The organism is Microbacterium sp. 1154 (assembly GCF_031455375.1).
Lineage (GTDB): Bacteria > Actinomycetota > Actinomycetes > Actinomycetales > Microbacteriaceae > Microbacterium.
The window spans coordinates 1,116,111-1,133,712 of sequence record NZ_JAVDSN010000001.1 but is presented as its reverse complement, the minus strand read 5'-3'; the positions used below and the strand labels follow the sequence as shown (position 1 = coordinate 1,133,712).

Annotated in this window: 22 protein-coding genes; 3 read left to right on the top strand and 19 right to left on the bottom strand. The window is 67.5% G+C overall.

Annotated features, from left to right (window positions below; translation table 11 throughout):
* Window positions 1–54: 54 nt before the first annotated feature.
* A complete protein-coding gene (locus J2X55_RS05220) occupies window positions 55–1,524 on the bottom strand; it encodes a glycosyltransferase (protein ID WP_396653242.1) in 1,470 nt (489 codons plus the stop codon).
* A 144-nt stretch (window positions 1,525–1,668) separates the two neighbouring features.
* On the opposite strand from J2X55_RS05220, the gene J2X55_RS05215 reads away from it, so the two are divergent.
* Window positions 1,669–2,748: a hypothetical protein gene (locus J2X55_RS05215; protein ID WP_309822185.1), complete on the top strand. Its 1,080-nt coding sequence runs from the start codon at window positions 1,669–1,671 to the stop codon at window positions 2,746–2,748.
* Between the two features lie 6 nt (window positions 2,749–2,754).
* Here the strand turns inward: J2X55_RS05215 and J2X55_RS05210 are convergent, their stop codons facing one another.
* The gene (locus tag J2X55_RS05210; protein ID WP_309823011.1) at window positions 2,755–3,552 is read right to left on the bottom strand and encodes a fructose 1,6-bisphosphatase; all 798 of its coding nucleotides are present in this window, start codon (window positions 3,550–3,552) and stop codon (window positions 2,755–2,757) included.
* Between the two features lie 181 nt (window positions 3,553–3,733).
* Between J2X55_RS05210 and J2X55_RS05205 the strand changes: the two genes are divergently transcribed.
* Both J2X55_RS05205 and J2X55_RS05200 read left to right on the top strand, forming a co-directional pair.
* On the top strand, window positions 3,734–5,401 hold the full coding sequence (locus J2X55_RS05205) for a PAS domain-containing sensor histidine kinase (RefSeq protein WP_309822184.1): 1,668 nt from the start codon (window positions 3,734–3,736) through the stop codon (window positions 5,399–5,401).
* Window positions 5,401–6,516, top strand: coding sequence for a hypothetical protein (locus J2X55_RS05200; protein ID WP_309822181.1), 1,116 nt, complete (start codon window positions 5,401–5,403; stop codon window positions 6,514–6,516). Before J2X55_RS05205 ends, J2X55_RS05200 begins: the two co-directional genes overlap by 1 nt.
* Here the strand turns inward: J2X55_RS05200 and J2X55_RS05195 are convergent, their stop codons facing one another.
* From J2X55_RS05195 to rplR, 17 genes are all read right to left on the bottom strand, one after another.
* Complete coding sequence (locus J2X55_RS05195) at window positions 6,517–7,146, bottom strand: hypothetical protein (protein WP_181906356.1); 630 nt, start codon at window positions 7,144–7,146, stop codon at window positions 6,517–6,519.
* Window positions 7,147–7,307: 161 nt separating this feature from the next.
* On the bottom strand, window positions 7,308–8,000 hold the full coding sequence (locus J2X55_RS05190; RefSeq protein ID WP_309822179.1) for an endonuclease/exonuclease/phosphatase family protein: 693 nt from the start codon (window positions 7,998–8,000) through the stop codon (window positions 7,308–7,310).
* Between the two features lie 67 nt (window positions 8,001–8,067).
* The gene (gene truA / locus J2X55_RS05185; RefSeq protein WP_309822177.1) at window positions 8,068–8,925 is read right to left on the bottom strand and encodes a tRNA pseudouridine(38-40) synthase TruA; all 858 of its coding nucleotides are present in this window, start codon (window positions 8,923–8,925) and stop codon (window positions 8,068–8,070) included.
* Between the two features lie 88 nt (window positions 8,926–9,013).
* Window positions 9,014–9,574, bottom strand: a complete 561-nt coding sequence (gene rplQ / locus J2X55_RS05180; protein ID WP_309822175.1) for a 50S ribosomal protein L17 — start codon at window positions 9,572–9,574, stop codon at window positions 9,014–9,016.
* Between the two features lie 42 nt (window positions 9,575–9,616).
* A complete protein-coding gene (locus J2X55_RS05175) occupies window positions 9,617–10,606 on the bottom strand; it encodes a DNA-directed RNA polymerase subunit alpha (protein ID WP_056226291.1) in 990 nt (329 codons plus the stop codon).
* A 180-nt stretch (window positions 10,607–10,786) separates the two neighbouring features.
* On the bottom strand, window positions 10,787–11,185 hold the full coding sequence (rpsK, locus tag J2X55_RS05170; protein ID WP_013583990.1) for a 30S ribosomal protein S11: 399 nt from the start codon (window positions 11,183–11,185) through the stop codon (window positions 10,787–10,789).
* Between the two features lie 34 nt (window positions 11,186–11,219).
* The gene (gene rpsM / locus J2X55_RS05165) at window positions 11,220–11,594 is read right to left on the bottom strand and encodes a 30S ribosomal protein S13 (protein ID WP_115915915.1); all 375 of its coding nucleotides are present in this window, start codon (window positions 11,592–11,594) and stop codon (window positions 11,220–11,222) included.
* Window positions 11,595–11,736: 142 nt separating this feature from the next.
* Window positions 11,737–11,853, bottom strand: coding sequence for a 50S ribosomal protein L36 (rpmJ, locus tag J2X55_RS05160; RefSeq protein ID WP_005050492.1), 117 nt, complete (start codon window positions 11,851–11,853; stop codon window positions 11,737–11,739).
* Between the two features lie 59 nt (window positions 11,854–11,912).
* Complete coding sequence (gene infA / locus J2X55_RS05155) at window positions 11,913–12,134, bottom strand: translation initiation factor IF-1 (RefSeq protein WP_013583992.1); 222 nt, start codon at window positions 12,132–12,134, stop codon at window positions 11,913–11,915.
* Between the two features lie 141 nt (window positions 12,135–12,275).
* Window positions 12,276–12,980: a thioredoxin domain-containing protein gene (locus J2X55_RS05150; RefSeq protein WP_181906357.1), complete on the bottom strand. Its 705-nt coding sequence runs from the start codon at window positions 12,978–12,980 to the stop codon at window positions 12,276–12,278.
* On the bottom strand, window positions 12,980–13,819 hold the full coding sequence (gene map, locus J2X55_RS05145; protein ID WP_115915916.1) for a type I methionyl aminopeptidase: 840 nt from the start codon (window positions 13,817–13,819) through the stop codon (window positions 12,980–12,982). Before map ends, J2X55_RS05150 begins: the two co-directional genes overlap by 1 nt.
* A 1-nt stretch (window position 13,820) precedes the next feature.
* Window positions 13,821–14,417: an adenylate kinase gene (locus tag J2X55_RS05140; protein ID WP_210110731.1), complete on the bottom strand. Its 597-nt coding sequence runs from the start codon at window positions 14,415–14,417 to the stop codon at window positions 13,821–13,823.
* Entirely contained in the window at window positions 14,414–15,736 is a 1,323-nt protein-coding gene (gene secY / locus J2X55_RS05135; protein WP_056226277.1) for a preprotein translocase subunit SecY, read from the bottom strand. The genes J2X55_RS05140 and secY overlap by 4 nt, the downstream gene beginning before the upstream one ends.
* Before the next feature lie 109 nt (window positions 15,737–15,845).
* The gene (rplO, locus tag J2X55_RS05130; RefSeq protein WP_115915918.1) at window positions 15,846–16,379 is read right to left on the bottom strand and encodes a 50S ribosomal protein L15; all 534 of its coding nucleotides are present in this window, start codon (window positions 16,377–16,379) and stop codon (window positions 15,846–15,848) included.
* A complete protein-coding gene (gene rpmD / locus J2X55_RS05125) occupies window positions 16,379–16,564 on the bottom strand; it encodes a 50S ribosomal protein L30 (protein WP_013583998.1) in 186 nt (61 codons plus the stop codon). The genes rplO and rpmD overlap by 1 nt, the downstream gene beginning before the upstream one ends.
* The gene (gene rpsE, locus J2X55_RS05120; RefSeq protein ID WP_056226274.1) at window positions 16,564–17,244 is read right to left on the bottom strand and encodes a 30S ribosomal protein S5; all 681 of its coding nucleotides are present in this window, start codon (window positions 17,242–17,244) and stop codon (window positions 16,564–16,566) included. Before rpsE ends, rpmD begins: the two co-directional genes overlap by 1 nt.
* Window positions 17,241–17,600, bottom strand: a complete 360-nt coding sequence (gene rplR, locus J2X55_RS05115) for a 50S ribosomal protein L18 (RefSeq protein ID WP_056226271.1) — start codon at window positions 17,598–17,600, stop codon at window positions 17,241–17,243. The genes rpsE and rplR overlap by 4 nt, the downstream gene beginning before the upstream one ends.
* Between the last annotated feature and the right edge of the window lie 2 nt (window positions 17,601–17,602).

Sequence of the window (17,602 nt, the reverse complement as noted above, 5' to 3'; positions counted from 1 at the left end):
GGGCCGAGGCATCCGTGTTTCTGATGCGTTCGGGCGTATCAGATCGTGTGTCCGTCAGACCTTGAAGCCGTGGTGGCGCCGGACGAGCTTGGAGAACATGAGGAGGGTCTGCAGAACGGTCACGACACCGACGATGGGCCAGCCGATCCACAGGATCGACGACTGCACCATGGGTCCGACCATCACCCAGATGACCGCGAGGGCGATGGCGACGGCGATGAGCACGACCATCGGCGTCCAGTGTCCGAGACCGCCACCGCGTTCGGCCTTGGCCTGCATCGCCCAGTTGTCGACCTTCTTGCGCGAGAGGAAGCGGGTCCACGAGCGCACGAAGTGGCTGATCCGGATCCACATGAAGATCTCGGCGGGGAAGAACAGCACCGCGAACAAGACGTCCGTGCGGTCGACGTTCTTCATCGTGCGGGCGATGCGGAGGTTCAGCAGCATGGCGATCACCGGGGGGATCAGCCACAGCGGAGAGAACACGAAGGCGTGGATGGTCAGCGAGCCCGCCAGGAGCGTCAGGAAGGCCACGCGGACGAAGAGGTTGGTGAGCATGCCGAAGTTCTCGAACCACCGCAGACGCAGGTTCGGGTGGAACGGCTGGCCCTTGGTGTCGCCGCGCTGGCCCGGCCACATGAGCTCGATGGCTCCATAGGTCCACTTCACCTGCTGCGCGTCGTAACCGGACAGCGTGGTCATGCCACCCACGTCGGCGCGAGCGTAGGGGCTGATCTTGGTGAGGTAGCCGGCGCTCTTGATCTGCAAGGACAGGAGGGAATCCTCGACCTCGGAGTCCTTCACCCACGGGGTGCTCTGGTGGTTCTGCTTCATCGCGTCGCGCAGCGCGTTGGTGGAGAAGATCGAGAACTGACCGCCCAACACCGCCATGTTGCGGCCTCGCAGCATGTTCTGCAGGTTGAAGGCCGCGAACTGCGTGCGCTGGCCGGCGGTGAGGAACCGCGCCACGAGGCCCTTGATGGGCTTGTCGTCGATCGTGTAGATCGCCGAGATCCCGCCGATGCGGGAGTCGGAGATGGCCTCGGTCTCGAGGTACTCGACGGCCTTGCTGTCGGCGATGGTGTCGCCATCGACGCCGAGGAGGTAGTCGTAGCCCTCAACGAGCGAGTACCCGTAGTTCAGCGCGCCGACCTTCTTGTCGGGGTTCTTTCCGATGTCGTGGACGAAGACCTCGGTGAACTGCTCTCCGAGCTCGGTGTGCAGCTCGTGCGGACCGCTGTACTCGGACGCGATCTTCACCGTGGCGTCGGAGGTGTTGTTGACGACCACGTGGATGACATCCGGCACCCGGGTCTGAGCGAGCAGCGCCTCGATGACGTCGGCGATGGACTCTTCCTCGTTGTAGGCGGGGATGACGCAGCCGATCGTCGAACGGTGCACCGAGGTGTTCTCCAGGACGGCGGCGAAGTCGTCGGCGAAGCCGTGCTCACCGGCGGCGCCCAGCTCACCCGGGTGCATGTCGTAGTCCCGGGCGTGGGAGGTGAAGCTGCGCGCATCGGTCATGGCGGTGTCTTCCTGTCGTTTCTCGCGGCGTATCGGCCGAGTCCCACTCTGGTAGGTTCGCCGCAAGACGACCGCTGCACATGACCACCGTCCCCGCAAGATTCGCTCAAGATTGCGCCGGACACCTGAAGGAGACGACCGTCCGTGATCGTCCTCGCCCTGCTGGCATCCATCGCCGCCGCGGGCGTCGCCCTCACCATGCTGTTCCTCGCGCACGGCCGCCCCGAGGACGACCGGGGCGGGGCGCGCGCCGACATGGTCCACTACTTCGGGATGTCCGCGCTCGCCGCCCTCGTGTGCGGGGCGATGAACGTGATCGAGACAGCGTGGGACTCCGTCGCCGCCGCGGCCGCCGGGAACGCGACCAACGTCATGGCGGTCGGCCTTCTCTGGGCGGGTGCGCGACGGCTGAACGGCCGACGCGCGATCGGCGCCGTCAGCACGGGCGCAGGCGGCATCCTGCTCTTCGGCTTGACGTTCCTCGTCCCCCTCGACGACGCGACGTTGTTGAAGACGGCCGGCCTGGTCGTGTTCTCCGCGCTCGGCGCCCTGGAGTGCGCTCGAACGCCGCTCGGTGACCTCGGCGGGGCCCGCCTGCTCTCGTGGACCCTCAGCCTCTACGCCGCGTACAACCTCTCCCGCCTCGTCGTGGTCGCCGCCTTCGGGATGACGCCCCTTCTGCGCGACGGCCCGGTCTCCCCCGAGACGACGGCTGCCGCGAGCGCGATCGCAATCGCGCTGGTCTCCGTCGGCGCCGTGTGGATCGGTCGCCAGCTCGATGACGATCCCGCCCCCGGCACACGCGCGCACGATCGGGGGACTCTTCGACGCGAGACCGCCCGCCTCCTCGTGGAGCACCCGGGCGTTCGTGCGACCCTCGTCCGTGTACCCGAGATCGACCTGATCCGGGCCGCGCACAGCGGCGAGCGCGGCGACACGATGCTGCGCACGGTGGCGGATGCGGCCGCCGACGTCATTGCGGACGTCGTGACCGGCATGCCGATCCGCGACACGGTCTTCGTCGTCCACCCCACGGTGATGACCGCGGCGGAGGTCGAGGAGTCGCTGAGGAGCGCGTTCGCGCGACGCATGCCCTCCATCGACTACGACGACGTTCCCGACCTCGTCTTCGAACATCACCTGGTCCGTGACGTCGATGACCTCTCCTGGCTCATGGAGAGCCGACGGTCACGCCCGCGCCTGTGGCGGTCGGGCAGCGACTGAGCGGGTTCAGCCCTGGTTCGTGGACGTCCCCCAGCCCGGAGCACGTCCCGTCGAGTTCGTCGTCCCCGTGCTCTGACCGCTCGACGTCTGCCCCTCGTCCGCGAAGATCGCGATGGGAAGGTACTGGTACACGGTCTGCTGGCTGAAGGAGGAGTCCGTGTTCGCCGTCCCTTCGACGGCCACGTTCATCGCGAACTCGAGGGTGATGCCGTACGTATCGGCCGGGAGCTGACGGATGGACGTCGTGGGGACGAGGAGCCCACCCTGGAAGCTGTTGAGCAGGAGTCCTCGGTCCGAACGCAGGGTGTCCGAGGGCACCAGGGTGCGCGGGTCCGCGGTGAACTGGAACGGGTTCGAGACCTGCCCCCCGGTCTGCGCCGTCTGCGAGGTGATGGAGATCGACGACACGTAGACCCGGCGCTTCTGCGCCAGCACGGCCTTCTCGTCGACGCGGTTGTCGACGATGTTGACGGCGAAACCGAACTGCTTCTCGTTCGTCGCCGTCCACTCCATGGTGCGCTTGGGGTCGACCGCCCACACGTCGAGGCGTAGTTCGAGTCCGTCCGCGACTTGCGAGGTCAACCGCACCGACCCGTCGTAGGTGAACTGCGAGTCGAAGGGCTTCGTGCCCGCGGACGCCTGGGGCGCGGGCGTCGCCACGACGACGGACTGATTGCTCCCCGCCTGTCCGGGAAAGGCACCGAGCACGTCGGTGATCTGGCTGCAGCCGCTGAGGACGGCCGGCGCGACGAGGGCGAGAACCACGGTCGCGACTGCGGCGCGCACACGGCGGCGAGAGGGCATGCTCACAGGTGTCTCCTGAGGAAGGGCGCGGGAACGCGCGAAAGGTCGATGATCGACCATCACGCTGCGGGCTGCAGGCCTCAGGGGGAGTCTGACCGGACGGCGTGATCGGAAACCACGCGCGGCGAGCAGAGACAGGATGGCGCGCAGAAGACTACACCACTCTCTATACACTCGGAGAATGGCATCCATGAGGAGCGTCCCTCCGGCGGTTCCTCCGGGGGGCGTTCCCGCGGACGACGCGAGCAATCCGGGCAGCCGGACCCGGTCGGTGTGGCTTCTCCAGCTCGTGCTGGGGGCGAGCGTGGTCATCACGGTGCTGCTCGTCCAGGCCCTCGAGCCGTCCCTGTTCTCGCTCTGGCCCTTCTCCTCCGGGGTGGGTGTCATCATCGCTCTGACGGCGATAGCCATCGTCGTCCCCTGGCAGAAGGTCCCCCGATCCGCGGTCGCGGCCATCCCCTTCGGCGACATCGTCGGCATCGGCCTTCTGAGCTTCGGCACCGACCTGCGCTTCGGTTACTTCTGGGTCTTCCCGATCATCTGGATCGCCACCCATTTCACTCTCGTCTATCTCATCTCGGGGCTCAGCGCGGTGGGCGTGATCATCGTCGTGGATGCCACGGTGAACGCCTCCGGTCCGGTGACAGCGCTCCGATTGATCGTCGTTCTGCTGTCCCTGACCTTCATCGCCATCACCTCCTTCCTCTCCGCGCGGCAGACTCGAGCGTTCAAGCAGCTGTTGCGTCGTCAGGCGAGCCGGTTGCAGGGGACTCTCCAACGCGTCTCCGGGCAGGAACGCCGCGTCTCGCAGATGCTGAACGGACTCGACACCGGCATCGCCCGCCTCTCGGTGGACGGCGAGGTGTTGGCGCTGAACGACACGTACGTCGCTCTGTACGGGGTCGAGCGCGACGAGCCGCAACGCCCGGGGGCGGCGGTCGAGTACGCGACTCTCCGGGGCGAACCCCTCCCCGAGGCCGAGCGTCCCTTCGCACGGGCATCGCGAGGCGAACAGTTCGAGGACGAGCGGGTCTGGCTGTTCGATCCCCACGGCGAGTGGCACGCCCTGTCCGCGTCGACGCGCCGGCTGATCTCCTCCGATGAGCCGGAGAGCACGCTGCTCATCGTCCATGACATCACCGCGCTCATCGAGTCGGAACGCGCACGCGAGCGACTCGCGGCGACCGTCTCGCACGAGCTGCGCAATCCGCTGACCGCCATCATCGGTCACGCCGATCTCGCTCTCGACGACCCCGACCTCTCGCCGAAGGTGCGTGAGCAGTTCGAGGTGATCGCCGGGGCCGGCGAACGGATGCAGAAGCTCATCTCCGAGATCCTCGCCACCTCGAGAGGGGTGTTCCGCGAGACCTCCTCCCCCGCCGCGGCCGACGCGAGCCGCATCATCGCCTCGTCGCTGGCGTCCTTCCGCCCTGCCGCAGCGGCTCGCCGCGTGAGTGTGATCGACGATCTGCCCGATGCCGCCGAGGTGGTCGGAGACGCGTTCCGCCTTCGTCAGGCGTTCGACAACATTCTGAGCAATGCGATCAAGTACACGCCGGCGGGCGGCACGATACGCATCTCCGGCGAGGTCTCCCCTGACGACGTCATTCTCCATTTCGCCGACACCGGCATCGGCATCCACCCCGACGACCTCGAGCGGGTCTTCGACCCGTACTTCCGCGCGCAATCGGTGCGGGAGAGTCCCACCCCCGGCACGGGCCTCGGCATGGGCATCATCCGCAGCATCGTCGAGGACCAGGGAGGTTCTCTCTTCCTCGAGAGCGAGTTGGGCGCCGGCACCACGGTGACGGTCATCCTTCCCACCCGCGTCGAAGCCGGAACGTCGTGATGACCTCCGAGCTCCTGTCGAACCTGGGGCTGGCGCAGGCGACGGTCGCCACCCTCGGCACCGTCATGATCATCGGCCTGGGATTCCTCCACCGCCCCTCGCGTTCGGCCCTGCTGTGGTCGCTGGCCTTCGTCCTGGCGATGTCGAGCACCTGGGTCTCGGTGACCGGTGCCATCCTGAGCGAAGAGACGGTCCGACGCGCAGGCCTCGGCCTCATGCTGGGCGCCCCCGCCCTGATCTGGTCGGGTTTCCGGGCCCGACGCGGTGTCCGGGCCTTCCCCTGGGTGGGCGGCGCGCAGGCGGTGGTGACGGCCGTGGTCTTCATTCTGGTGACCGATACCGCCGCTTACGGTCTGGCTTTCCGCTTGGCGTTCGTGGCCTCCTCCGTCTTCGCGGGGCTCACGGTCTGGGAACTCCGCCTCGCCGCCGACCGTCTCGAGAGGTTGGCGCTGCCGCTCACGATCGTCTCCGCGGCCTTCGTCGCCCTCGGCGTCGGCACGCTCGTCTCCGGACTCGCGGCCCCCGCGACGATCGGCGACCTGGCGCTGCCTCGCGTGCTGAACAGCCTGGGCATGCTCGTCTTCCTCGTGTGCGCCACCATCTCGCTGCTGTACTTCACCTCGGTGTCTCCGAGCGGGCGCCGGGCGGCCTCCAGCTGGCCGCATTTCGTCGTGACCGCCACGGATCGCCTGGCTCGAGCCCGTCGCCTCCGCGAGCAGTCGTGGGCCGTGCTGACGGTCCAGCTCGACGATCCCGCCCAGCTGCGCAGCGCCGCCGGCGAAAGCGGCTGGCTCCGCCTCGTGAGTCAGTTCGAGGGCCTCGTCGCCGATACCTTCCCTGCCGAGGCGGACCTGGGCCGGGAGATCGGAGGACGCGTGGTCGTCGTCGTCTCCCGCCCGGACGCGGTGCTGCGCGAACACGTGCGCGGCCTTCTTCGGCTCGTCACCGAACTCGATGTCTCCGATCACATCGACATCCAGCTCTCGGCGAGCATCGGCTGGGTGCCTGCGGAGACAGCCGACTACGACCTGACCGCCCTCATCAGAGACGCGGATGCTGCGGCGGGCGAGGCCACCCGGCAGGGCGGCGATCGGTGGGAGCGTGTCCGCCCGTGATCAGCCGGCGTCGCCGCCGCCCGCGATTGCCACGGTGAGGGTGTCGCTCGCCGTCTGCTTGGCGAATTCATTCGAGGTCGGGGTCGTCTGCACGAGGAACTCGTACGTGAATTGCAGGGTGACGAACGTCGCCTCCGCGGGTACTTCGCCGACGTTGAACGTCTGCGAATAGCTGTACGGCGAAAGAACGAGGTACCCGGGCGCATCGGTCTGATCGCTTTGCGGGGCGAGCGCCGTGAAAGACTGCGAGGCATTACCCGGGACCGCCGTCATCGTGGCCCGCTGCAGATACACCTTCTGCCCGTCGTTGGGCGTCACCGTCGTCTCCATCGACAGATTGACGGGTTTGAGAGCCGTCGCCGTCCACCGATCCATCGAGAGGGTCGACCAATAGTTCACGGTGGCGGCCACGGAGCCGGCCGTCAGGGAGCGCTGGGTGGAGCCGCTCGACAGGTCGTTGCGGACGGGCTGCGGCGCGGCGGTCGCCGTCGCCGCCGCCGACGGCGACTCGGGAGCCTGAGCTCCGCCCTGGGCCCACGGCGGCGCTCCACAGCCGGTGAGACCGACAAGGGCCGACACCGCCACGGCAACGCCGATTCCTGCCCTGCCGCGACGCTCTCCGAGCCCCATGAATCCTCCCCGGATCGTTTTCCCCAGTTTAGGTGGCTGCCGCACGAGGTCGGCGGGTCGACGACATCTGCGCTCGGGGGTACGCCTCCGCGCGTCACCCGCAACGTGCGACGCGCGGACGAGAGGGAGGGCCGTCGCCGACTAGCCAACTCCCGACGACCTCAGAGCGGCCCCGGCGTGCGCCCCTGCGCCACCTCGGCGGTGATGAGGATGGGCAGGTGGTCGCTGAGCCCCTGCGGCAGGGTCTTGATGTGCGCGATGTCGAAACCGATCGACGTCGCGAAATCGTAGTGGCCCCGGAAGAAGCGGTACCGCGTATACGTGCGGGTGTCGCTGAGCGTCAGCTCGTACCCCTGGTCACGGACCTTCTGGCCGAGGTTCTCCTTGAAGACCGGGTAGTTGTAGTCCCCCACCATGAGCGCGGGCAGACCCGGCCCGAGGTTCTGCAGCTCGGACAGGGCGGTGCGGATCTGGTGTCGCCGCAGGGAGTTGAGCGCCGTCAGCGGCGCCGCGTGGAACGACGCCACGATGACGTCGCGCCCGTGGTCGATGTCGCGCAGCCGCACGCCGAGCATGCGCTCTTCCGCGGGCTTGAGCACACGGTCGTGCAGGGACTTCTTCAGACCGATCGCCCGCACGTCCTCGGCACGGAACGTGTTCTCGCGGTAGTAGAGGGCGAGGCCGAGACGGTTGCGTTGCGTGGCGTCCGCCAGCCGCAGCCCCCCGATGTGTTCGGGGATGTCCGTACTGTCGCACTCCTGGAGGCAGAGCACGTCCACCTCGTGCTTCTCGACGAGGGCGACGAGCTCACCGGCGGCCCGGTGCTTGTTGAGGTTGTACGAGATGACCTTCATGGCGATGACAGCATACGTCCGCCCGGTGGACCGTCAACGAGGGGTTGCACGTGGGTCTTCGAGCAGATCAGGATGCCGGATACTCGGCATCCCGACGCTTCCGGGTCTGCTCCGCGCGCGCAGCCAGCAGATCATCTGCGGGGTAGCCCACCTCGGCGAGCACCAGCCCGCGCGCGGCCAGGACCTTGGTCTCGGGAATCCGCATCCGCGCCTCACGGATCGCGACGACGTCGTCGATTCCGATGCGTCCCTCCCCCACGGCGACGCACGCTCCGACGAGCGCGCGCACCATGCTGTGGCAGAAGGCATCGGCCCGGACGTTCGCGACCAGCACCCCGGCGCCGTCTCGATGCCAGTCGTACTCGAGAAGGGTGCGGATGGTCGTCGCCTCCTCTCGGGCCTTGCAGTAGGCGGCGAAGTCGTGGAGCCCGATGAGGCGGGAGGCCGCGGCATCCATCGCTTCGAGATCCAGGATGCTGCGAACGTAGGTCGTCCGCTGCCTCTCGAGCGGATCGTATCCCGCCGCCGCGTCGGCGAGGCGGTAGCTGTATCGGCGCCAGACCGCCGAGAACCGCGCATCGAAGCCGTCGGGCGCGAGCGAGGTCCGCGACACCGTCGCGTCGGCGTATGCGCCCAGGACGCCGCGGAGACGACCCGCGAGCGCGCCGATCGCGTCGAGTTCGTCGTTGTCCCGACGACGCCGCGGCAGGCGAGCAGCCTGCTCCTCATCGAGGTCGAGGTGCGCGACCTGCCCTGCGGCGTGGACTCCTGCATCGGTCCGTCCGGCGACGACGAGTCGCGGATCGCCGCCGACGATGCGCGCGAGCGCGCTCTCCAGCTCGCCCTGCACGGTCCGAAGGCCCGGTTGCCGAGCCCACCCTCGGAAATGCGAGCCGTCGTAGGCGATGTCGAGTCGGATGCGCACGGGGTCCAGCCTACGAGCGCGAGCCCCGCGCCGGAGACGACGAAGCCCCCACCCGATCCGGGTGGGGGCTTCGTGCGAGCGAAGAGGCTCAGGCCTTGGCGCCGTCCTGGACGGCGTCGTCGGCGGCAGCCTCAGCGGCAGCGCCCTCTTCGGGCGACTCGGCGCCGGCTTCGGCGGCCTCGTCCGTGGAGGTCTCCTCGGCGGCGGCCTCGTCGGCGACGGGCTCCTCGGCGACCGGCGCAGCAGCGGCGGCGGGAGCCGCAGCGGCCTTGTTGGACGCCTTCTTCGCGACGGGCTCGAGAACGAGCTCGATCACGGCCATGGGGGCGTTGTCGCCCTTGCGGTTGCCGACCTTGGTGATGCGGGTGTAGCCGCCGTCACGCTCGGCCACCAGCGGCGCGATCTCGGTGAAGAGGGTGTGCACGACCTCTTTGTCGCCGATGACGCTTAGCACACGACGACGCGCGTGCAGGTCGCCGCGCTTGGCGAAGGTGATGAGGCGCTCGGCGAGCGGACGCAGGCGCTTGGCCTTGGTCTCGGTCGTCTTGATGGACTTGTGCGTGTAAAGAGCTGCCGCGAGGTTCGCGAGAAGCAGACGCTCGTGGGCCGGGCCGCCTCCGAGGCGGGGACCCTTCGTGGGCTTGGGCATGTCGTTTTACTCCAGGAGAAGGTTCGGTCGGGTCCGACGGGGTCAGACGGTTTCTTCGTCGTAGCCGCTGTAGAACTGTGCGCCGTCGAAGCCGGGCACGGAGTCCTTGAGCGACAGGCCGAGGGAGGTGAGCTTGTCGCGGACCTCGTCGACCGACTTCTGACCGAAGTTGCGGATGTTCATCAGCTGCGTCTCGGAAAGGGCGACCAGCTCCGAGACGGTGTTGATGCCCTCGCGCTTGAGGCAGTTGTACGAGCGGACCGACAGATCGAGATCCTCGATCGGCATCGACAGCTCGTTCGAGAGGACGGTCTCGACCGGCGCGGGGCCGATCTCGATGCCCTCGGCCTCGACGTTCAGCTCGCGGGCGAGGCCGAAGAGCTCGACGAGGGTACGACCGGCGGAGGCCACGGCGTCGCGCGGGGCGATCGAAGCCTTCGACTCGACGTCGAGGACCAGCTTGTCGAAGTCGGTGCGCTCACCGGCACGGGTGGCGTCGACGCGGTAGCTGACCTTGAGGACGGGCGAGTAGATCGAGTCGATCGGGATCTGACCGGCCTCGGCGTACTCGTTGCGGTTCTGCGTCGCCGAGACGTAGCCACGGCCACGCTCGATGGTCAGCTCGAGCTCGAACTTCGCCGTGTCGTTCAGCGTGGCGATGACCAGCTCGGGGTTGTGCACCTCGACACCCGCCGGAGCGGAGATGTCGGCGGCGGTGACCTCACCGGCACCGGTCTTGCGCAGGTACGCCGTGATGGGCTCGTCCCGCTCGCTCGAGACGACCAGCTGCTTGATGTTCAGGATGATCTCGGTGACGTCTTCCTTCACGCCCGGGATGGTGCTGAACTCGTGCAGGACGCCGTCGATGCGGATGCTCGTGACGGCCGCGCCGGGGATCGACGACAGGAGGCTGCGACGCAGCGCGTTGCCGATCGTGTAACCGAAACCGGGCTCCAGCGGCTCGATGACGAAACGGCTGCGGAACTCCCCGATCTTCTCCTCGGTCAGAGTGGGACGCTGTGCGATGAGCACTATGTGTTCCTTTCGATCACGTGCCCGCTATATGACACGTGTAATGGGGTGAGGTGTTGAGTTGTACTCGCGGGATGCCGTGTCACACCGCGACGGTGGGTCACGGCATCCGGAAGTCTGAATCGCGCGTGAGCGCGGCGTTCCCGGAGAGCGACGAGCACTCTCCGGGAACGGAACGCGTCAGACGCGGCGACGCTTGGGCGGACGGCAGCCGTTGTGGGCCTGGGGCGTCACGTCCTGGATCGAACCGACCTCGAGGCCGGCTGCGGTCAGCGAACGGATCGCGGTCTCACGACCCGAACCCGGACCCTTCACGAAGACGTCGACCTTCTTGACGCCGTGCTCCTGCGCCTGGCGAGCGGCCGACTCCGCGGCCATGCCGGCGGCGTACGGCGTCGACTTGCGCGAGCCCTTGAACCCGACACCGCCGGACGAAGCCCAGCTGATGACGGCACCCGAGGGGTCGGTGATCGAAACGATGGTGTTGTTGAACGTCGACTTGATGTGGGCCTGACCCACGGCGATGTTCTTCTTCTCCTTGCGGCGCGGCTTGCGCGCGGCAGACTTGGCCTGTGCCATGTGCGGTTCTCCTGAATCCTGCGCCGGCGGAGGCCTAGCGCGCCTTCTTCTTGCCGGCGACCGTGCGCTTGGGACCCTTGCGGGTACGCGCGTTCGTCTTCGTGCGCTGACCGCGCACGGGGAGGCCGCGGCGGTGGCGCAGGCCCTCGTAGGAACCGATCTCGACCTTGCGGCGGATGTCGGCGGCGACCTCGCGACGGAGGTCACCCTCCACCTTGTAGGTGCCTTCGATGTGGTCGCGCAGGGCGACCAGCTGGTCGTCGGTGAGGTCCTTGACGCGGATGTCGTGGCTGATGTCCGTCGCGTTCAGGATCTCGACGGAGCGGGTGCGACCCACGCCGTAGATGTAAGTAAGTGCGATCACCACGCGCTTATCGCGCGGGATGTCGACGCCGGCAAGACGTGCCATGCGGCTCTCCTCAGAGTGTGGTGGAGGTGTGGAGCAGGATCGGTGCTCGGGCCTCCGACCCGAGGTGTCCCCCACCCGCGCGAGCGGACGGGATCTGATCCTGCCGTTGTGTATTCAGTTGGAAAGGTGTCGAGCTGGAAGCTCAGCCCTGGCGCTGCTTGTGGCGCGGGTTGCTCTTGCAGATCACCATCACGCGCCCGTGGCGACGAATCACCTTGCAGTGGTCGCAGATGGGCTTGACGGAGGGGTTGACCTTCATGATGTTCCTGATTTCGCTGTCTTCGACGCGCGGGCGCGGTCGTTACTTCTCGGCCGGACTCAGCGGTAGCGGTAGACGATACGACCGCGTGTGAGGTCGTAGGGGCTCAGCTCGACGACGACGCGGTCCTCCGGGATGATGCGGATGTAGTTCTGCCGCATCTTGCCCGAGATGGTCGCGAGCACTTTGTGCCCGTTCGTCAGCTCGACACGGAACATCGCGTTGGGCAGTGCTTCGGACACCGTGCCCTCGATCTCGATGACACCGTCTTTCTTCGCCATAAACTCGCTCACGCTCAGTTGCAGACCGGCCGGTCTGCGGTGGATGGGGATTCGATACGTCGACACGCCAATGAAGGCGCAACGCACCAAAGATCAAGCATACGTGGTAATGCTCGACCCGGCAACTCGCCGGGAGTGTCGTCAGCCGTTGAGGCGCGCGACGATGTCCTTCTGCGGGTCACCCGACAGATCGGTCTGATTCTGCAAGACGGTGCCGTTGACGGCGATCGTCGGCGTCGCAACGCTCGTCGCATTGGGCTGCAGCGGAGTCTTCTGCGTCATCGCCGTCACGAACTTCGTGTAGGTGCCCGACGTGATGCACGAGGACACGGCATCCGACGCCCCCGCAGAGGTGGCGATCGAGGCGAGGGTGGCGTCGTCGAGCCCCGCGGTGTTCTCCTTGGGCTGCTGCGCGTACAGCGCCTTCACGAAGGCCGGGATGTTCGCGGCGTTGTCCACCGCGACGCAGTACGCCGCGTTCGCTGCGCGCGTCGAGTACTGCGTCCCCTGGGACAGCCTGTCGAGGATCGCGATCGGGTGGATCTTCAGCGTGATGGTGCTGTCGTCGACCAGCTGCTGAAGGGTGGGACCGTAGGCCTGCTCGAACGAATTGCAGACGGGGCACATGAAGTCGATGTAGGTATCGACCGTCTTCTCTCCCGTACCGACCGAGATCGCACCGGTCTCGGTGTCGATGGCCGACGCCTGCGGAAGCGTACCCGGCGACGTCGCCTGACTGTTGGCGAACCAGACCACTCCCCCGACGATGAGGACGACCACCAATGCGGCGGCGGTCACCCCGATCGCGAACCAGTTGGTGGTCTTCCGCGCGGCGGCCATCATCATCAGTCGATCTCCTTCGGCACCACACCGAACGGCGCCAGTTTCTCGGCACCGCCGTCGTGCGCGGTGAGGACCCAGATGCCCCCATCATGCACGGCGACACTATGTTCCCAGTGGGAGCCGGCTGTGCCGTCCACCGTCGACACGGTCCACCCGTCGTCTTCGGTGAAGGTCTGCTGGTCGCCGATCACGACCATGGGCTCGATCGCGACCGCCAGGCCGGGGCGCACCTCGGGTCCGCGGTCGGCGACGGCGTAATTGAAGATGCTCGGCGACTCGTGCATCTTGCGGCCGATGCCGTGCCCCACGTAGTCGCGCAGGATTCCGTATCCACCCTCGGGCGCGTGGGCGTCGATGTACTGCTCGATCGCGGCGCCGACCTCGGAGAGGTGGCTCGCGCGACTGAGCGCGGCGATGCCCGCCCACAGCGATCCCTCGGTCACCTCCGAGAGGCGGCGGCGCGGGGCCACGAGCTCTTCGGGCGCGTCACCGGGCACGATCACGGTGAAGGCGGAGTCGCCGTTCCACCCGCGGAACTCGGCTCCCGCGTCGATCGAGAGGATGTCCCCCGCCTGCAGCGGGCGGTCGTTCGGGATGCCATGGACCACCTGCTCGTTGACGGAGGCGCAGACCGTGTGCCGGTAACCGCGGACCATCTGGAAGTTCGACACCGCCCCGCGCGCCGTGATCAGCGACGAGGCCGCCGCGTCGAGCTCGAGGGTCGTCACCCCCGGCTCGATCAACGAGCGCACGGCATCCAAGGCGTCCGCCGTGATGAGCCCGGGCTCGATCATCGACCGCAGCTGAGCGGGCTTCTTGTAGATCGAGGAACGCAATCCCACGTCAGGCGGCCGGGGTCGCGGCGATACCGCGCGCTTCGAGAGCGGCGAAGACGCGCGCGGTGACCTCGTCGAGGGTCCCGACGCCGTCGATCTCGTCGACGATGCCACGCGTGCCGTAGACGTCGAGGATCGGCGCCGTCTCGCGCTCGTAGATTCCCAGACGCGTGGCGATCGCTTCTTCGGTGTCGTCGGCGCGGCCCTGCTCCGCGGCGCGCGCCGTCAGACGCGACAGCGACTCCTCGCGCGGGACGACGAGCGCGATCACCGCGTCGAGCGATTCGTCGCGGCCCTCGAGGAACTCGTCGAGGTGCATGACCTGCGCGAGGTTGCGCGGGTACCCGTCGAGTAGGAAGCCCTCGGCGGCATCCGCCTGCGCAAGGCGGTCGCGGACGACCGCGCTGGTGAGCTCGTCGGGGACGAGGTCTCCCGCGTCGATGATCGACTTCACCTGGAGACCGAGCTCCGTGCCGTCTTTCACGTTGGCTCGGAACACGTCGCCGGTGGAGACGACGGGGATGCCGAGGGCTTCGCCGACGCGGACGCCCTGCGTTCCCTTGCCCGAACCCTGCGGCCCGACGATCAGAAGGCGAGCGGTCATCGCAGCAGCCCTTCGTAGTGGCGCTGCTGGAGCTGCGCGTCGATCTGCTTCACGGTCTCGAGTCCGACTCCCACGATGATGAGGATCGACGCGCCACCGAACGGGAAGTTCTGGTTGGCGCCCACGGTGGCCAGGGCCACCAGGGGAAGCAACGCGATCAGCCCGAGGTAGATCGAGCCCGGGAGCGTGATGCGCGTGAGGACGTAGTCGAGGTACTCGGCGGTGGGACGACCGGCACGGATGCCGGGGATGAACCCGCCGTACTTCTTCATGTTGTCGGCGACGTCGACCGGGTTGAAGGTGATCGCGACGTAGAAGTAGGCGAAACCGATGATCAGGAGGAAGTACACCAGCATGTACAGCGGGTGGTCGCCGCGCGTGAGGTACTGCGAGATCCATGTCACCCACGGGGCCGGTTCCTGGCCCGCCTGCGGCTGGTTGAACTGCGCGATCAGCGCGGGGATGTACAGCAGCGACGAGGCGAAGATGACGGGCACGACGCCGGCCATGTTGACCTTGATGGGGATGTAGGTGTTCGTGCCGCCGTACGTCCGTCGCCCCACCATGCGCTTCGCGTACTGCACGGGGATGCGTCGTTGCGATTGCTCGACAAACACCACGAGGGCGACGATGACGATGCTCACGGCGAGCACGAGGAGGAAGACCTCGACGCCACGGGCGTTGAGAATCGAGATCATGGCACCGGGGAAAGTGGCCGCGATCGAGGTGAAGATGAGGATCGACATGCCGTTGCCGACACCGCGCTCGGTGACGAGCTCCGCGAACCACATGACCAGGCCGGTACCGGCGGTCATCGTGATGATCATGAGCAGCTGCGCCCACCAGATGTCGTTCGTGAGCAGCTGCTGGCACTCGGGCACACCGGCCGAGCCGAAGAGCTGACCCGAGCGGGCGACCGTGACGAGTGTCGTCGACTGCAGGAGCGCGAGAGCGATCGTCAGGTAACGGGTGTACTGCGTGAGCTTCGCCTGGCCGGCCTGACCCTCTTTGTAGAGGGTCTCGAAGTGCGGGATCACGACGCGCAGGAGCTGCACGATGATGGTCGCCGTGATGTAGGGCATGACGCCGAGAGCGAAGATCGACAGCTGCAGCAGAGCGCCGCCGGAGAACAGGTTGACCAGGGACAGCAGACCCTCGGTACCGCCCGACTGGTTCAGACACTGCTGAACGTTCGGGAAGTCGACGAAAGGCGTCGGCACGTGGGCACCCAGCCGGTAAATGGCGATGATGCCCAGCGTGAAGGCGATCTTCCGCCTCAGGTCGGGCGTGCGGAAAACCCGCGCGATGGCGCTGAACAAGGGAGAATCCTCCAGAACGATCTCGGCACGCGACAGGGCGCACACCAAATCAGACTAACCCAGAAGGGGCCGACGGCCGTAAGGCCGCCGGCCCCTCCAGGGTCGGGCGTCAGTTGACGGAGCCGCCAGCGGCGACGATCTTCTGCTCAGCGGAGCCGGAGACCTTGTCGACCGAAACGGTCAGCGCGACCGAGATGTCGCCGGTGCCGAGCACCTTGACCTTCTCGTTCTTGCGGACGGCGCCCTTGGCCACCAGGTCGGCGACGGTCACGTCGCCACCCTGCGGGTAGAGCTCGCCGAGCTTGTCCAGGTTCACGACCTGGTACTCGACGCGGAACGGGTTCTTGAAGCCGCGGAGCTTCGGGGTGCGCATGTGCAGCGGCATCTGCCCACCCTCGAAGCCGACGCGGACCTGGTAACGGGCCTTGGTTCCCTTGGTACCGCGACCGGCCGTCTTACCCTTCGAGCCCTCACCGCGACCCACACGGGTCTTCGCGGTACGAGCACCCGGGACGGGACGCAGGTGGTGGACCTTGAGCACGCCGGGGCGCGCCGCGGGGGCCTCGTTCTTCTCGGCCGTCTGACGGGCCGATGCCTTCTTCGGGGCGTCGACCGTAGCGGTCTCGTCCTTCTTGGCAGCCATTAGTCGATCTCCTCAACCTTGACGAGGTGGGCGACGGTCTTGACGTAACCGCGCGTCTGCGCGTCGTCGGGACGGACGACCGAGTCGCCGATCCGCTTGAGACCGAGCGAACGCAGCGTGTCACGCTGGTTCTGCTTCTCGCTCACCTTGGACTTGATCTGCGTGACCTTCAGACGCTCGGCCATCAGGCACCTACCTTCTGAGCGGCGGCCTCGGCACGCACGAGACGGGCCGGGGCGACCTGGTCGAACTCCAGGCCACGGCGAGCAGCCACGGCGCGGGGCTCTTCGAGCGACTTCAGCGCCTCGACGGTCGCGTGCACGATGTTGATCGTGTTCGACGAGCCGAGCGACTTCGAGAGGACATCGTGGATGCCGGCGCACTCGAGGACGGCGCGGACCGGACCACCGGCGATAACACCGGTACCGGCAGCGGCAGGGCGCAGGAGCACCACACCGGCTGCGGCCTCACCCTGGACGGGGTGGGGAATGGTCGAGCCCGAGCGCGGGACGCGGAAGAAGTTGCGCTTGGCCTCTTCGACACCCTTCGAGATGGCGAGGGGGACTTCGCGGGCCTTGCCGTAACCGACACCCACGACGCCGTTGCCATCGCCCACGACGACGAGCGCCGTAAAGCTGAAGCGACGGCCACCCTTGACCACCTTCGACACGCGGTTGATCGTCACGACGCGCTCGAGGAACTGGCTCTCGTTGCGGTCGCGCGAACCACGGTCACGCTGGTTGGTGTTGCGCTCGCGACCACCGCGACGCGGCTCGCGCTCACGCTCGGCGGGGGCCTGAGCCGCAGCCGCACCCTCAGCCGGTGCAGTCTGCTCGGTCACTTCGGTCTCCTTGTTGTCACTCACAGGTTCAGCCCTCCTTCGCGAGCTCCGTCGGCGATCGCGGCGACGCGACCGGCGTAACGGTTACCGCCGCGGTCGAACACGACGTCGGACACGCCGGCAGCCTTCGCACGCTCGGCGACGAGCTCGCCGACCTTGCGGGCCTTGGCGGTCTTGTCACCGTCGAAGCCGCGCAGGTCGGTCTCGAGGGTGGAGGCGGAGGCCACGGTGTGACCCTTGCTGTCGTCCACGACCTGGACGAACACGTGGCGGGCGGAACGCGTCACCACGAGGCGGGGGCGCAGCTCGGTGCCGACGATCTTCTTGCGAAGACGCAGGTGGCGACGCGAGCGGGCGACGGACTTTGTCTTGACAGCCATGG

Coding starts and splice junctions, on each gene's coding strand:
- J2X55_RS05200 (WP_309822181.1), top strand. CDS start 5,401: ATGACCTCCGAGCTCCTGTCGAACCTGGGGCTGGCGCAGGCGACGGTC.
- J2X55_RS05140 (WP_210110731.1), bottom strand. CDS start 14,417: ATGACCGCTCGCCTTCTGATCGTCGGGCCGCAGGGTTCGGGCAAGGGA.
- rpmJ (WP_005050492.1), bottom strand. CDS start 11,853: ATGAAGGTCAACCCCTCCGTCAAGCCCATCTGCGACCACTGCAAGGTG.
- J2X55_RS05220 (WP_396653242.1), bottom strand. CDS start 1,524: ATGACCGATGCGCGCAGCTTCACCTCCCACGCCCGGGACTACGACATG.
- J2X55_RS05205 (WP_309822184.1), top strand. CDS start 3,734: ATGGCATCCATGAGGAGCGTCCCTCCGGCGGTTCCTCCGGGGGGCGTT.
- rpsK (WP_013583990.1), bottom strand. CDS start 11,185: ATGGCACAGGCCAAGTCTGCCGCGCGCAAGCCGCGCCGCAAGGAGAAG.
- rpmD (WP_013583998.1), bottom strand. CDS start 16,564: ATGGCCGAGCGTCTGAAGGTCACGCAGATCAAGTCCAAGGTGAGCGAG.
- J2X55_RS05190 (WP_309822179.1), bottom strand. CDS start 8,000: ATGAAGGTCATCTCGTACAACCTCAACAAGCACCGGGCCGCCGGTGAG.
- rplQ (WP_309822175.1), bottom strand. CDS start 9,574: ATGCCCAAGCCCACGAAGGGTCCCCGCCTCGGAGGCGGCCCGGCCCAC.
- J2X55_RS05210 (WP_309823011.1), bottom strand. CDS start 3,552: ATGCCCTCTCGCCGCCGTGTGCGCGCCGCAGTCGCGACCGTGGTTCTC.
- rplO (WP_115915918.1), bottom strand. CDS start 16,379: ATGGCTGCCAAGAAGGACGAGACCGCTACGGTCGACGCCCCGAAGAAG.
- J2X55_RS05195 (WP_181906356.1), bottom strand. CDS start 7,146: ATGGGGCTCGGAGAGCGTCGCGGCAGGGCAGGAATCGGCGTTGCCGTG.
- rplR (WP_056226271.1), bottom strand. CDS start 17,600: ATGGCTGTCAAGACAAAGTCCGTCGCCCGCTCGCGTCGCCACCTGCGT.
- infA (WP_013583992.1), bottom strand. CDS start 12,134: ATGGCGAAGAAAGACGGTGTCATCGAGATCGAGGGCACGGTGTCCGAA.
- J2X55_RS05150 (WP_181906357.1), bottom strand. CDS start 12,980: ATGATGATGGCCGCCGCGCGGAAGACCACCAACTGGTTCGCGATCGGG.
- rpsM (WP_115915915.1), bottom strand. CDS start 11,594: ATGGCACGTCTTGCCGGCGTCGACATCCCGCGCGATAAGCGCGTGGTG.